Origin of the sequence: Streptomyces sp. NPDC057638, from assembly GCF_042800315.1 — a bacterium.
Classification (GTDB): domain Bacteria; phylum Actinomycetota; class Actinomycetes; order Streptomycetales; family Streptomycetaceae; genus Streptomyces.
Map to the genome: position 1 here is coordinate 39957 of NZ_JBHVHF010000020.1, position 14677 is coordinate 54633.

11 protein-coding genes and 2 pseudogenes are annotated in these 14677 nt (G+C 72.7%); 9 read left to right on the forward strand and 4 right to left on the reverse strand.

What is annotated here, in order from left to right:
- The first annotated feature begins 129 nt into the window (after positions 1-129).
- Positions 130-1941: an ABC transporter ATP-binding protein gene (locus tag ACFVIM_RS05145; RefSeq protein WP_384298634.1), complete on the forward strand. Its 1812-nt coding sequence runs from the start codon at positions 130-132 to the stop codon at positions 1939-1941.
- Positions 1942-2124: 183 nt separating this feature from the next.
- A complete protein-coding gene (locus ACFVIM_RS05150; protein WP_384298637.1) occupies positions 2125-2562 on the forward strand; it encodes an MmpS family transport accessory protein in 438 nt (145 codons plus the stop codon).
- Positions 2563-2697: 135 nt separating this feature from the next.
- On the opposite strand, the gene ACFVIM_RS05155 is transcribed toward ACFVIM_RS05150, so the two are convergent.
- The gene (locus ACFVIM_RS05155) at positions 2698-3933 is read right to left on the reverse strand and encodes an NAD(P)-binding domain-containing protein (RefSeq protein ID WP_384298639.1); all 1236 of its coding nucleotides are present in this window, start codon (positions 3931-3933) and stop codon (positions 2698-2700) included.
- A gap of 120 nt (positions 3934-4053) precedes the next feature.
- On the reverse strand, positions 4054-5598 hold the full coding sequence (locus ACFVIM_RS05160) for an aldehyde dehydrogenase family protein (RefSeq protein WP_384298641.1): 1545 nt from the start codon (positions 5596-5598) through the stop codon (positions 4054-4056).
- A 700-nt stretch (positions 5599-6298) separates the two neighbouring features.
- Between ACFVIM_RS05160 and ACFVIM_RS05165 the strand changes: the two are divergent.
- Positions 6299-6526: pseudogene (locus ACFVIM_RS05165) on the forward strand (YjbQ family protein); the annotation flags it as partial.
- Between the two features lie 574 nt (positions 6527-7100).
- Positions 7101-9839 (forward strand): hypothetical protein, encoded by a 2739-nt coding sequence (locus ACFVIM_RS05170; RefSeq protein ID WP_384298644.1) that lies wholly within the window; start codon positions 7101-7103, stop codon positions 9837-9839.
- A 285-nt stretch (positions 9840-10124) separates the two neighbouring features.
- On the opposite strand, the gene ACFVIM_RS05175 is transcribed toward ACFVIM_RS05170, so the two are convergent.
- Together ACFVIM_RS05175 and ACFVIM_RS05180 are read right to left on the reverse strand one after the other, a co-directional pair.
- Positions 10125-10451 (reverse strand): plasmid stabilization protein, encoded by a 327-nt coding sequence (locus ACFVIM_RS05175; protein WP_384298647.1) that lies wholly within the window; start codon positions 10449-10451, stop codon positions 10125-10127.
- A 433-nt stretch (positions 10452-10884) separates the two neighbouring features.
- On the reverse strand, positions 10885-11058 hold the full coding sequence (locus tag ACFVIM_RS05180; RefSeq protein ID WP_384298649.1) for a CsbD family protein: 174 nt from the start codon (positions 11056-11058) through the stop codon (positions 10885-10887).
- Positions 11059-11515: 457 nt separating this feature from the next.
- Here ACFVIM_RS05180 and ACFVIM_RS05185 point away from each other — a divergent pair, with 457 nt between their 5' ends.
- The 5 genes and pseudogenes from ACFVIM_RS05185 (at position 11516) to ACFVIM_RS05205 (ending at position 14636) form a co-directional block, all read left to right on the forward strand.
- Complete coding sequence (locus ACFVIM_RS05185; RefSeq protein ID WP_384298652.1) at positions 11516-12313, forward strand: SigB/SigF/SigG family RNA polymerase sigma factor; 798 nt, start codon at positions 11516-11518, stop codon at positions 12311-12313.
- Positions 12310-12792, forward strand: coding sequence for an STAS domain-containing protein (locus ACFVIM_RS05190; RefSeq protein WP_384298654.1), 483 nt, complete (start codon positions 12310-12312; stop codon positions 12790-12792). Before ACFVIM_RS05185 ends, ACFVIM_RS05190 begins: the two co-directional genes overlap by 4 nt.
- Positions 12793-13043: 251 nt before the next feature.
- Positions 13044-13265 (forward strand): annotated as a pseudogene (locus tag ACFVIM_RS05195) (NAD(P)/FAD-dependent oxidoreductase); the annotation flags it as partial.
- A gap of 414 nt (positions 13266-13679) precedes the next feature.
- Positions 13680-13883: a DUF6479 family protein gene (locus ACFVIM_RS05200; RefSeq protein WP_384298656.1), complete on the forward strand. Its 204-nt coding sequence runs from the start codon at positions 13680-13682 to the stop codon at positions 13881-13883.
- 405 nt (positions 13884-14288) lie between these two features.
- Positions 14289-14636 carry a PRC-barrel domain containing protein gene (locus ACFVIM_RS05205; RefSeq protein ID WP_384298659.1) on the forward strand — a complete coding sequence of 116 codons (348 nt, stop codon included), beginning with the start codon at positions 14289-14291 and terminating at the stop codon, positions 14634-14636.
- The last annotated feature ends 41 nt before the right edge of the window (positions 14637-14677 follow it).

The window sequence follows — 14677 nt, forward strand, 5'->3', positions numbered from 1 at the left end:
CGTCTCGAAACGTCGTGCCGTGCCGGGGAAGCCCTCCCGCTGGCTCTCCACCGGCCCCCATCCGGTCGCGGCGGTCCCACCCCGCTCACCTCGTTCCCGCCCACCGGCCCGACCCGTGTGAAGGAGCCCATGCGCCCCGCAGCGATCACCTGGACACCCCCCGAGCCGGGCGCCGATCAGCCACCCGCCCAGGTGCGGCGGATCCTGCGGCTCTTCCGGCCCTACCGGGGGCGGCTCGCGCTCGTCGCGCTGCTCGTCGGCGCGGCCTCGCTGACCACGGTGGCCTCCCCGTTCCTGCTGCGGGAGATCCTCGACACCGCCATCCCCGAGGGCCGCACCGGGCTGCTGGCCGCGCTCGCCCTCGGGATGATCCTGGCCGCCGTCCTGGGCGGGGTCTTCGGTGTGCTCCAGACGCTGATCTCCACCACCGTCGGCCAGCGGGTGATGCACGATCTGCGGACCGCGGTCTACGACCGGTTGCAGCGCATGTCGCTCGCCTTCTACACCAGGACCCGCACCGGGGAGGTGCAGTCGCGCATCGCCAACGACATCGGCGGGATGCAGTCGACCGTGACCTCCACCGCGACCTCGCTGGTCTCCAACCTCACCGCCGTGGTCGCCACCGTCGCCGCCATGGTGGCGCTGGACTGGCGGCTCACTCTGGTCTCGCTCGCCCTGCTGCCGGTGTTCGTGTGGATCAGCCGCCGGGTGGGCCGGGAGCGCCAGCGGATCACGACCGAGCGGCAGCGGCAGCTCGCCGCCATGGCCGCGACCGTCACCGAGTCGCTCTCGGTCAGCGGCATCCTGCTCGGCCGCACCATGGGCCGCGCCGATTCGCTCACCGAGACCTTCGCCCGGGAGTCGGAGCGGCTGGTCGGCCTCGAAGTGCGCTCCAGCATGGCCGGACGGTGGCGGATGGCCACCATCGGGATCGTCATGGCCGCGATGCCCGCCCTCATCTACTGGGCCGCGGGCCTGACCCTCCAGGGCGGCGGCCCGTCGATCTCCCTGGGGACCCTGGTCGCGTTCGTCTCGCTCCAGCAGGGCCTCTTCCGGCCCGCCGTCAGCCTGCTGTCGACCGGGGTGGACCTCCAGACCTCGCTCGCCCTCTTCCGCCGGATCTTCGAGTATCTCGACCTCCCCGTCGACATCGCCGAGCCCGCGCGGCCGGTGCGGCTGGCGGAGATCAGGGGTGATGTGCGGTTCGAGTCCGTCGGCTTCCGCTACGACCCGGCGCAGCCGCGCCCCACTCTCGACGGCGTCGACATCACCGTCCCGGCCGGTCGCGGCCTCGCGGTCGTCGGCCCGACCGGCTCCGGGAAGTCGACGCTCGGTCATCTCGTACCGCGTCTCTACGACGTCACCGAGGGCCGGGTCACCCTCGACGGCGTCGATGTGCGCGAGCTGGACTTCGACACCCTCGCCCGGGCCATCGGCGTGGTGTCCCAGGAGACGTACCTCTTCCACGCCTCCGTCGCCGACAACCTGCGCTTCGCCAAACCGGACGCCACCGACGAGGAGTTGGCCGCCGCCGCGCGGACCGCGCAGATACATGACCACATCGCCTCCCTGCCGCAGGGGTACGACACCCTGGTCGGCGAGCGCGGCCACCGTTTCTCCGGCGGCGAGAAACAGCGCCTCGCGCTGGCGCGGACGATTCTGCGTGACCCGCCGGTCCTCGTCCTCGACGAGGCCACCAGCGCGCTGGACACCTATACCGAACAGGCCGTGCAGCGGGCCATCGACGCCCTGTCGGCGGGCCGCACCACCATCACCATCGCCCACCGGCTCTCCACCATCCGGGACGCGGACGAGATCGTGGTGCTGGAGTCGGGACGGGTCGTCGAGCGCGGTGGCCACCGCGAGTTGCTCGCCCGGGACGGCCGCTATGCCGCGCTGGTACGGGGGGACGCCCGGGTGGCGGCGGCGCCCGGCTCCTGAACCGCCCCGAGCTCCACCGGGCCCCGCGAACCCCGTTATCGCGGATGTTCGCCGTGAATCGGCCATTCCGGGCTACGGTGGGTCTTATGCCGCGCGGGCGAGGGCTGGCCGAACTGGTTTGACTTTTAACAGCTCTTTACGATTATGTGCGGGAGCAATTTCCGAGAATTACGGGGGGACTTCATGCGCCGGTCCATGCGCACCACCGCTGTCGCCGTCTTCGCCACCGCCGGTCTGGTGGCCGGGCTCACCGGCTGCGAACTGACCGAGAAGGCCGAGAAGGAAGTCGTCGAGCAGGTCGACAAGACGGTCAACGAGCCGTACGAGGTCACCTACGAGGTGACCGGCAAGAACATCGAGTCCATCGAGTACACCGTCGACGGCGGCACCGCGCTGAAGCCGAAGATGGAGACGGCCAAGAACCCCACGCTGCCGTGGACGAAGACCGTCACCCTGCGCGGGATCATGCCGTCCACCCTGGCGCCGTTCGCCCTGTCGACCGCCGCCGAGGCCGAGATCACCTGCAAGATCATCCACAAGGGCAAGGTCCTCGCGGAGAAGACCGGCAAGGGCCTGGCCGTCGCGACCGGTTGTGTGGCCGAGTCGCCGATCGGCGGCTGATCCGCCGTCGGAGGGTGCCGGGGCCGGTGAGGGCTCCCCGGCGCCCTCCGCGTTCGCGCGCCACCGGCCGCCCGGTGCGGGCGTCAGGCGGGATCGGGTCCCGGGCGGGGTCTGGGCGCCATGTACTCCCTGGCCTCAGGCGGCGACAGGGGCGGCGTCGGCGAGCGGGTTGTCCGCGCCTACCGCCGCCGGTCCGTCGAGCGGGTTGTCCGCGCCTACCGCCGCCGGGCCGTCGAGCGATCCGGCGCCTTCGGTCCCTCCCCGTACCGTCTCCGCTCCCCTCTCCTGCCGTGCGTCGCGTTCCTCCCGGCCCAGCAGGGCGAGGATCTCGCGGACGGCCGCACGGCCCGCGCGGTTGGCGCCGATGGTGGAGGCGGACGGACCGTAGCCGACGAGATGGACCCGTTCGTCACGCAGGGCCCGGGTGCCGCTCATCCGGACGCCACCCCCCGGTTCCCGCAGCCGCAGCGGGGCGAGGTGCTCGATGGCGGCGCGGAAGCCGGTGGCCCAGAGGATCACATCGGCCGCCACACTGCGGCCATCGGCCCAGACCGCGCCCGTCGGCGTGATCCGTTCGAACATCGGCCAGGGGTCGAGCACTCCCCGCTCCCGGGCCCGGCGGACCGCGTCGGTGACGGGCAGGCCGGTGACGGAGACCACGCTCTGCGGGGGCAGTCCCCTGCGTACCCGCTCCTCGACCCGGGCGACGGCGGCGCGGCCGGTGTTCTCGTCCCAGGGCCCCTCGACGAAGACCGGCGGACGGCGGGTGACCCAGGTGGTCGCGGCGGCGTGGTCGGCGAGTTCCATCAGATGCTGGGAGCCGGAGGCCCCGGCACCGACCACGATCACCCGCTGACCGGCGAACTCCTCCGGGCCCGGGTACTGGGCCGTGTGCAACTGCCGCCCCCGGAAGGTCTCCTGGCCGGGGTAGCGGGGCCAGAAGGGGCGGTCCCAGGTGCCGGTGGCGTTGATCAGGGCGCGGGCGGACCAGATGCCCTGGTCCGTCTCGACGAGCAGCCGGCCTCCCTCGCCCGCGCGGACGGCGGTGACGTCGACGGGACGGCGGACGCCCAGGCCGAACCGTTCCTCGTAGGCGGTGAAGTAGTCGCCGATCACCTCGGAGGAGGGCCGGTCGGGGTCCGCCCCGACCAGCTCCATGCCCGGGAGGGCGTGCATCCCGTGCACCCTGCCGTACGTCAGTGAGGGCCAGCGGAACTGCCAGGCGCCCCCCGGCGCCGGAGCGTGGTCGAGCACCACGAAGTCACGCTCGGGAACCAGCCCCGCCCGCCGCAGGTGGTAGGCGCCGGACAGCCCCGCCTGCCCGGCGCCGATGACGACCACGTCCACGTCTCGTACCCCTGATTCGTTCACGCTTCCACTAACCGGGGCCGGGGCCGGGATCTTCCCCGCAGCTCAGCGGGGCGGCGGCTCAGCGGGGCGGCGCGGAGGATGGCTCAGGCTCATCAGCGGAACCCCACGTCACATCACTGGTCACAGGAAGGTCACCCCCTGCGCCAGCGGCAGGGACTCCGAGTAGTTCACGGTGTTGGTGGCGCGCCGCATATACGCGCGCCAGGCGTCGGAGCCGGACTCACGGCCCCCGCCGGTCTCCTTCTCCCCGCCGAACGCGCCACCGATCTCCGCGCCCGAGGTGCCGAGGTTGACGTTGGCGATCCCGCAGTCCGAGCCATCGGCGGCGAGAAAGCGCTCGGCCTCCCGCTGGTCCCGGGTGAAGATCGCGGAGGAGAGCCCCTGGGGCACCCCGTTCTGGAGCGCGACGGCCTCGTCCAGGGTGCGGTACGTCAGGACGTAGAGCACCGGGGCGAAGGTCTCCCTCCGTACGATCTCCGACTGCGCGGGCATCCGGACGATCGCGGGGCGGACGTAGTACGCGTCCGGCGCGCCCTCGACGGGCATCCGTTCGCCACCCGTGAGAACCTTCCCGCCCTCGGCCCCGGCCGCCGCCAGGGCCTCGCGCATCGCGGTGTGCGCGGCGGCCGAGACCAGCGGGCCGACCAGGGTGGCGGCGTCGAAGGGGTCGCCCACCGGCAACCGGGCGTACGCCTGGGTGAGCCGTTCCAGCAGCGGCTCCACGACGTCCTCGTGGACGATGAGCCGCCGCAGGGTCGTACAGCGCTGGCCCGCCGTACCGGCCGCCGAGAAGACGACCCCGCGCACGACCAGTTCCAGATCGGCGGAGGGGGTGACGACGGCCGCGTTGTTGCCGCCCAGCTCCAGCAGACAGCGCCCGAAACGCGCCGCCACCCGGGGCGCGACGGCCCGGCCCATCCGCACCGATCCGGTCGCGCTGACCAGCGCCACCCGGGCGTCATCCGCCAGCGCCTGCCCCAGCTCGGGCCCGCCCAGCAGCAGCCGGTGCACCCCCTCGGGAGCGCCGGTCTCCGCCGCCGCCCGCGCCAGCAGCGCGTCACAGGCGAGCGCGGTCAGCGGCGTCAGCTCCGACGGCTTCCAGACCACCGTGTCCCCGCAGACCAGCGCGATGGCGGTGTTCCAGGACCAGACCGCGACCGGAAAGTTGAACGCGGAGATCACCCCGCAGACGCCCAGCGGGTGCCAGCTCTCCGACAGCCGGTGGCCGGGCCGTTCGGAGGCGATCGTCCGGCCGTAGAGCTGCCGGGAGAGACCGGTGGCGAAGTCACAGATATCGATCATCTCCTGGACCTCGCCCAGCGCCTCCGAGCGGATCTTCCCCGCCTCCAGCGTGACCAGATCCGCGAGCTGCTCCTGATGCTCGGTCAGCAACTCACCAAGGCGCTTGACCAGTGCACCCCGGCGCGGCGCGGGCACCAGTCGCCACCGGAGGAAGGCCGCTTCGGCCGCGCCGATCGCCTCCCGGGCCTGCTGTGTCGTGCTGGCGGGCAGACAGAAGAGCACGTCTCCCGTCAGCGGCGTACGGGCGCTGACAGTCCCCCCGCCCGCCGGAAGCCGTGCGCCACACGCCTGGAGGGACTCGTCGGCGAGGGTGCGCAGGGCGTCGGCGTCGGGAAGGGCGATGGGGCTGGGCTCAGGGGTCATGGGTGTCCTCGGTCGGAGAGTGGCCATCGGTCGGGGGGTGGTCATCTCAGGTGACGGCCCGTCGGCCGTGGCTGGCGGTTGGTGTGCCGTGGGCGACGGCCGGTGTGCCGTCTACTGCCTGTCAGCCCCGGCACGACGGCGAACCGCGTCCGTACGACGGCGGTCCGTCCTCGTACGACGGGAAGGCGCTCCGTGCGCCAGGGGTCCGTCGCCGTACGGTGGTGAACTGCCTCCGTGTGACGGCGGTCCGTCCCCGTACGACGGGAAGGCGTCGCGGTGCGACGGTGAACCGCGTCCGTACGACGGTGAACCGCCTCCGTACGACAGGGGACCGCCGCTGTCCGGCGGGGGGCCGTCCGCCGTCGAGCGCCCCGGCGAGGTCATGCGGCGGCCGCTGCCCGTCCCCGCACGGCGGACGTCGGCGTCGAACCGGATGGCCGCATGCCACCCGGCGGTCACCCGCCGCGGCGACCCGAGCCGCTCGGCGCCCGCCCTGGTACGCGGAGCCTCCCCGTTGACCCGCGCCGACACCTCCAGGAGCGGTTCGGCCCCATACCTGGCCGAGAGCCGCACGACGCGGGCGGCGCGCGGGTCCGTGGTGGTGAGCGTATGGGCCATGGCGGTGGCTCCTCCACAGACGTGGCTGTCCCCCGGGGGCCACGATACGGCGGGAGAATGCGCGGGGAAGGGACATTGGCGCATGCCCTTCACCACCACCGTCCTCACCCTGACCACCGGCTCGACGGAGACGGTGACCGCCCCGACCCACCACTGCGAACGCTTCCTCGCCGAGACCGCGCCCGACGGTGACGGCCTGCTCCATGTCTTCGTCCCTCACGCCACGGCGGGTCTGGCCATCATCGAGACGGGCGCGGGCAGCGACGACGACCTCCTCTGCGCCCTCCACTCCCTCCTCCCCTCTGACAACTGACGGCGACACCGTCGAGCTCGCCCCAACCACCATGAGAATTCGGGGATCACGGGGAAGCCGGGCACGACGGGTCTGACCCGGATTCCCTCGCACCGACCCGCTTCTTGAGGGCGGGCTCGCCGGGCTCGACGACGTGGGTGTCGGTGGGCCGTCGCTGGAGGTGTACGGGCGCGGACGGGCCTGTCGCCGGAGCTGGGCCGGGAGCCGGGACGGGCACGGCCCCGGGGCGTCGCGCGGGAGCCTCCGGCGGTGGCGGCCCGCGCCGACTGCCCGGGAGGAACAGCCGCTCCCGTGAGACCCACACCCCGGCCGGGTCCCCGCCCGCCGAGTGACACAGCACGACCACGCCGGGTGTTCCCCAAGGGTGTTCCGGTCAGATGCCCCTCGCGGTTTGGATGAGGGCGGGTGCTAGGGCCGGTGCAGGTGGGTGCCGGTGACGGTGGATGGGACCGGGGCAGCGGAACCGGACAGTCCACGCGGCGGGGCGTTTGCGGCCGGCCGGTGCGGTCCAGGGTCCGGGCAGGCGGTCCCCGACGCGGGGTGCGCGGCGGCGGGTATGGGGAGGGTTTCCGTGGCGTTTGTGCGGTACAAGACGACGGGATATCAGTGGGCGGTCACCTATCCGCAGGGGGAGTGGACCGCCCTGTTCGGGCGGGGCCCCAACGGCGTGGTCATCAACGAGCAGGGAGTGGTGACCTCCGGAAACCTGGACACGATCCACCCCGGACTGGCCAACCGGACCGCACCCTACCGGGAGTCCAGCGAGGGGGCCCTGATGATCCCCGGGGTGGGCCGCGGCTGGATCAGCTTCTTCTTCCGCGGCGACCGCTACGAGAGCATCGAGTGGAGCCACGGCATCACCGGCCAGGGGCTGTGGACCACGGTGGACAACTGGGGCCGGGACGTCCCGGACTACTACCGCTCACAGGTCGACGCCCTGCTCCAAGGCCCCGTGACGTCGGACGGCAACTGGCAGACGTACGTCTTCAAGGGCCCGCGGGTGCTGACCCTGCACTGGCGCAACGGGGTCGTCCGCGACGCACTGATCACCGAGGGACCGGACGCGACAGGCGCTGCCGGCTGGGCGATGCTGCCGGAGGAGTTCCGCAGCGACCTCGACCATGTCCTGCCCTTCAAGCCCGCCCCCGACGGAACCCGGCAGAGCCTGCTGATCAAGGGCACCCGGGGCGCGCTGATGAACTGGAGGACCGGGGTGTGGGTCTCCGGCGACCTCGGCCAGCTCCGGGTGCCGGGCCTCGCGGCCCTCCCCGCCGAATACCGGACCCCCCTGCGGCCGGTCACCGGCCGCTACACCGGGACATCCGGCGCGCAGCGGGTCGAGCTTCGGGTCGACCTGGAGGGCGAGCGCTCCCTGTGCACGGTCAGCGGCGACATCTTCGCCAACGGCGTCTACGGGGGCTCCTTCCGCACCAGCGCCGCGCTCACCGTCGAGCAGACCGCCGGTGCCTACACGCTGGCCCAGACCGGCCTGGAATGGTCCGGTAACACCTGGGCCACCCGCCTCAGCCTCACCATCCCGCGTGTCAGCGCCACCGCGACGGCGGCGAACGCCGCCCTCGTTCTCGACGCCCCCGACGGCAGCCGTGCGGTGCGCTTCGACTGCTCGTTCGCCGGTCAGGGGCTGCGCTCCGTGGAGCTGGAGACGGACTCCGTGGTGGGCACGCAGGTCTTCCAGAGGTACGACACCGCCCAGGGCTGGAACCCGCCCGGCTACCGCGACCGCATCCTCACCGTCACCTCGGCCTACGCGGAGGCAGGGATCGAGCTCCGCGACGCCGGGGTCGCCAACACCGTCACCGCCGATACCGCGGGAGCCGACCTCGCCTGGTCCGACGCCGAACTGCACGCCGCGATGACGGCCAACTCCAGCCTCCACCGGGATGTGCCGCAGTGGCGGTTCTGGGCATTCGTCGCCACCCGCCACACACGGCCCGGCACCGCCGGGATCATGTTCGACTATCTGGCGGGCGTCCAGCGCCAGGGCATGGCCGTCTTTTACGACACCATGCGGGACTCCGGCGCGCTCGGAAACGTCAACGAACTCTTCTGCTACGTCCATGAGATCGGCCACGGCTTCAACCTGGCGCACTCCTGGCAGAAGCACCTGGCTCGGCCGCCCGCCCCGCTCGGCCCCGACTACGGCTACGGCGACCTGTCCTGGATGAACTACCCCCACTACTACAGCTGGGGCCCGGAGGAGTACTGGAGCAACTTCCGCTTCCAGTTCAGCGACGACGAGCTCCGCCATCTGCGGCACGGCTTCTACCAGCACGTCATACCGGGCGGGTCCTCCGGCTGGATGGTCGACTCCGCGCTCCAGGACAGCGCGCTCGCCGCCGCCGAGACCGCGTTCCGCCCGAGCGACAACCCCTCCGGGCTCACCCTCACCCTCGGGGGGAAGCGGAGCTTCGGCTACGGGGAGCCGGTCATGGCGGAACTCCGGCTCGCTCTCGCCGACGGCCGGGGCGAGGCCGTGGTGGCCGACAGTATCGGCCCGAAGGGCGAACGGACCGCCATCGCGATCACCGACCCCCAGGGCCGCACGCGCCTCTTCCGCCCCGTCGCCCGGATCTGCGCCGGACACGGCGACGGCGAGACGGCCCTCGCCCTGAACGCGGAGCGGCCCGCCGTGTACGAGACGGTCTACCTCGGCTACGGCGCCGACGGCCTGTACTTCGCCGAACCCGGCCTCTACCGGGTCACCGCCGTCCACACCGGACTCGACGGCGCCCGCACCCTCTCACCCGCCCGCACCCTCCGCGTACGCCTCCCCGTCGACCGGACCGACCAGAGCGTGGGCGAGCTGCTGACCGGCGACGACCAGGGCACCCTCCTCGCCCTCCTCGGCTCCGACACCCCCCACCTCCAGGGCGGCAACGATGCCCTTCACGAGGTCATCGAACGCCACGGCGACCATCCCCTCGCCGCCTACGCCCGCCTCGCCCGCGGCGCGAATGCCGGACGCCACTTCCAGACCCTCACCGACGGCCGGCTGACCGTGCGCCGGCCCGACACCGCCACCGCCGTCGCTCAGCTCACCCACGCCATCGAAACCTCCCTCACCGACCAGGACACCGGACTGGACAACCTCACCCTCAACGCCGCCATGCGCCGCCTCGCGACCGTCCACGCCGCAGCGGGCGATCCGGAACGCGCCGAGACCGTCCTGACCGACCTCACCACCCACTTCCGTGAGCAGGGCGTCCCCGCCCACGTCCAGGACCACATCCAGGAGCAAGCCGACGAGACACGCGCCGCCATCACGGAACAGACCGGCGAACACTCCTGACTGATCCATGCCGGGGACCGACCCTCATCCCTGCCCCGGCCCGGCTGTGCGGCTTGGGTTCGCGCAGCTCGGCTGCTGGGGCCCGGGCGGTGGCCCGGCGGTGCCGATGTACGTCAGTCGGCGGGCGAGGAGGCCGGGCAGGATCGCGCTCACCGTCTCGTACGGGACGATGCGGATCGACGACTCGGGCGTTCCACCATGTCTGGTGCCGCGCGGCGTACTTCATCCGCTCGTTGCCGCATGGCGGCGAGGAAGCCGTTGCCGGGTAGGTCCGCTGCCCTCGGGTCAGCGGCCGAGGGCACGCTTGAGCTGCTGCTTGTCCATGGTGGAGCGGCCGTGGACGTTCTTCTTCCGCGCCTCTTCGTAGAGCTGGTCCTTGGTCGGGCCCTGGGCGCCGCTGTGCGAGTGCTGCCCGCCGCGCTGGGGGGCGGACTTGCGGTCCTGTGTGGAGGTCCTGCTACTGGTTCTGGACTCGCCGGAGCGGGCGCGTTCCTTGTTGACCGTGCGGGCGGCGATCTCCTTGGCCCGGCTCGCGGACTCGCCGCGCTTCTGGGCGGACTCCTTGATGTGCTCGTACTGGCGCTCTCGTTTCGGGCTGGAGCCTCGGGGCACGGCGCTTCTCCTCACTGGTGCCGGTAGGGGTGGTGTCGGTGTCCATCGACCCAGCCCCGGGACGGGGGCGCAACCGGAGAGCGCTGGCCAGCCCGTGCCCGGAGCCTATGGGTCCCGGTGGTACGCGGGCGACACATGGTGAATCGCGGCCTTCGTCAGTCCGTCCAGCCTTCTCTCGGGGGAGGAGGCAGGCTTTCCGTCCGGGTTGTCGCCCCCCTTCGCTCGTGTCCGCGGCCTTGACGGCGTCTGTGTTCCGGCCGCCGGTGAGGTCGCGGACCCGGTCCCGGGTCGGGGACGGTGTCGACGCGGACGTCGCGCTGGCCCTGCCAGGTCAGGGCCCTCAGGGCCGCTCTCCTTTCATCACGGGCCCGCCGGAGCGGCTCGGGTGGGCGCCCGGGTCGCTCCGCCAGGGCTCTGTCGGATGGCGGTCCGGTCAGTGTTTGAAGACGTCCTTGGCCTTCTCCTTGGCCTGCCGGGCGTCGCCCTCGGCCTGCTTGGCCCGCCCCTTCGCCGCCATGCGTTCGCTGCCGACGGCCCGGCCGGTCTCCTTCTGGAGCTTTCCCTTCACCTGCTGGGCCTTCGCCCGGGCCTTCTCGTCCTTGGCCATCACACTCGCCGTCCTTCCGGTGTCCGTGGCGCCGACCGAACCGGCGCCACGCCTGCCGGGTTCCCGTGAGGCGTGGCCGTACACGGCTCAGGAGCTTTTGCCTTCTGTGCGTGTCGGCGGGGCAGCGCATCGTGCCCGGCGGTGGGCATCACGCCGCCCGCCGGGCCGGGTGGACGTGGGTCTGGGGCCGCGGGGCGCTCCCGCCCCGGCCTGGCGGAGGAGGCGCTGACCGGCCCCCGCGGCCCGCTCAGCTGCCCGGTGCCACGGCCGGCGCGCGGGGCGTCCGCCGCGTGATGCGCGCGAGGCAGGCGTTTGGGACGCTGGACGGGGGGCAGCAGGGGCATTCCTGGTCCGCGTGCGACGGCCGTGCCGTGCCAGGCGCACCTCCCGGGACGCCCAGGGCACGCCCGGCGGCCTGGTGATGTGGTGACCGCGATCCGCCTTTTTGGGAGGATTCATGACGCGACACCGGCATACCCACGATGACGCTCCGGACTGCGCCGGGGACTTCGCCCAGATGGCCCGGCTCGCTCCCGGTCCGCAGCGGGAGCGGGCGCGGGAGCGCGTGGTGGTGGCGTGGCTGCCCATGGCCCACCGAATCGCGGGCCGCTACCGCGACCGTGGCGAGGCGCTGGAGGACCTGCGCCAGGTCGCGGCCCTGGCGCTGGTGAAGGCGGTCGACGGCTACGACCCGGACCGCGGATACGCGTTCGCCAGCTACGCGGTCCCGACCATCACCGGTGAGGTCCGGCGCCACTTCCGTGACTGTTCCTGGTCGGTGCACGTGCCCCGTCGGGTGCGCGAGACCCGCAACGCGATACGCCCCGTGTGCCAGGAACTCGCCGCGTCCGGACGTACGCCGACCGTGGCCGCGGTCGCGGCCCGCACCCGTTTGCCCGAGGCGGAGGTCGCGGACGGCATGGAGGCCCTGCACGCCCACACCGCGCTCTCCCTGGACGCGCCCGCCGCCGGCGGCGGCGAAGGCCCAGGGGGAACGCTCGGCGATCTCGTGGCGGCCCCGGACACCGACCCCGCGCTCGACCGGGTCCTCGACCGTGAGGCCGCCCGGCCCGTCATCGCCGACCTCACGGCCCGCGAGCAGCGACTCCTCTACCTGCGGTTCTACCGGGGCATGACGCAGTCCCGGATCGGTGAGGAACTCGGCGTCTCCCAGTTCCACGTCTCGCGTCTGCTGGCCGACACCTGCCGCCGCATTCGCCGGACCGTCCTCGACGACGGCCGGGATGAGCGATGACCGTCCCGCCGCAGATGTGGCACAGCACCGCCCTGGTCACCGACCCCGCCACCGGCGACAGAACCATGGTCGTGGACCTGGTGGGTGAGGCCGATATGGGTGCGACCGGTCAACTCGACGGCTTGTTCCTCCTCTGCCTCTGTGCCCGCCCGCAGAAGATCCTCGTCGACCTCACCCGGCTCGTCCTCATCGACAGCGCCGGTCTCGGCGCCCTGACATCTGCGGCCCTGCACGCCCGTACCGCGGGCGTTCCCGTCGTCCTCGCCGGTCACCCCCCGCCACTCGTACGGCGCTTCCTCAGCCTCACCGCCACCCCCCTCGGGCCGCTCCATCCAGCGGGCACGCCTGCCCCTGCCGGGAGAAGCCGCAGGCCGGGGCTGCGCTGGTGGGTGGGCGCCACCGTCCCATGGACGATGACACTGCTGGCCGCGATCGTTCTCGCCTGTCTCTGCACCGGAGCGGTGAGGCTGCGCGAGTGAACGGCACGCGGGGACGTGCCGGGACGGCCGGAGCCCCTGCGGAGCGTGCCCCCCGATCATCCGCTCGCAGCCAGGCGGACCGGGTGAAGGGGCTCGTCCTCGGCGAGGCCGAGGGCGTCGACCTGGCCGGACGCACCGTCCGCTATGAGGACCCGGAGGGCGGTGCGGGGACGCTGGGCTACGACCGCCTTGTCCTCGCCGTCGGCAGCGTCAGCAAACTGCTGCCGGTGCTCGGCGTCGCCGAGCACGCCCGGGGCGCCGCCAACCCGCTCGGAGTGACTCTCGGCGGGCCGCTCGCCGGAGCGGTCACCCGCGGCTACCACCTCGCCGCGATGCCGGGCAACCGGATCAGGGTCGCGGCCGACTGGCTGCTGGAGGCCCTGCTCCCACGGCAGACCGTCCAGCTGGGCATGGTCCGCTCCGGTGCGGTGCCCCTGGACACCGCGTCACCGGAGACCCCCGCAGCCCGGTGAACGGCAGTCCGGCAGGCCGAGCAGGCCACAGCAGCGGGGAATGACGGCCGGAAGCGAGGGCCTGACATCCGAAAGCCGGAGCAGGGCCGCGCCGACTGATCCACTCCCCACCGCCCCGGGGGCGTTCCCCTCGTCTTACGGGCCGTTGACCAGGCCGGGGCCCGGCCTGGTCATCCCTCGACGGGCCCGGCCCTCGGGTCGTCGCCCAGCCGTCGTACCTTGGCCACATCGCCGGTGGCGCCGGTCACCATGACCCGCTTGCCCGCGGCGGCGGCGTCGTTCATCCGCCGTCGTCCCTCATCAGGTGCTCCTTCTTCCGGATGCCGGACCGGTACGGGTGGACCCGGCCGGTCTTTGGGCGGTTCGGACGGACGGCACCGGTCTGCACGCCGGGTCCCCGGGTACCCGTGACGCATGACCACATCGCATGGACGTGTTCTGGCCGACGGCGGCGCGCTCGCCGTCGGGGCCCTGCTGCTGGCCGGGGTGGCCGTCGCGGCCCTGCTGGTCCTCATGGTCCAGTGGGGCATCCGCAAGCGCCGCCGCCAGCCGCCCCCGCCCCTCCGAACAGCCCCGCCACCCGGACGGAGGACTCCCGGGTCCCGCCCGGCCGGATGACGGCTCGTGACGGGCGGCCCGGCGCACCCGCCACGGAACGGCCCGGCGCACTCCGCGTCCGCTCCGTCCCCGGCCAGGGGCCGCGGGGGCGAGGGGCGTCACCGGGCGGGCACGGAACCGGGCACGGCCCGCACCTGACCACACCCCACCCCAGCGCGCCCCGCGTGGCGTGACAGCGGCCCCGGCCGAACCCGGGCTTCCGGCGCCGGGAACCGTGCGCTCGGCACCGGAAGAGCCAGAACAGGCGTCCACCGCACGCGGACAGTCACGAGCCCGGTGGACGGCACGGGTCCGTTCGGACACGACTAACCGTTCGAGGGTGGGGCAGGCGCTCCCCCGAGAACGTCAACGGCTTCCGTACACCGGAAGAACGGTTCCCGTACACCGGAAGAGAGGAAACGTCTCATGACCCAGGACGCCTGGAACTACCCCTCCGCCGTCGGCCACACCACCGGCACGGCACTCGCCGGATTCAAGGTCGAAGCCCTCGACGGCGGCATCGGCAAGGTGGACCAGCACACCGAGGACGTGGACGCGGCCTGCCTGGTCGTGGACACCGGCCCGTGGATCTTCGGCAAGGAGGTCCTCATCCCCGCCGGCGCCGTCACCCGCGTGGACACCACCGAGGAGAAGGTCCACATCGCCCTGACGAAGGACCAGATCAAGGGCGCACCCGCATTCCACCGCCAGAACCACCTCACCGACACCGGCTACCGGGACACGCTCAGCGCCTACTACTGGCCCCGCGCATGACACACGGGGAATCAGTTCACATGCCTGTGGGGGGGGGCGGC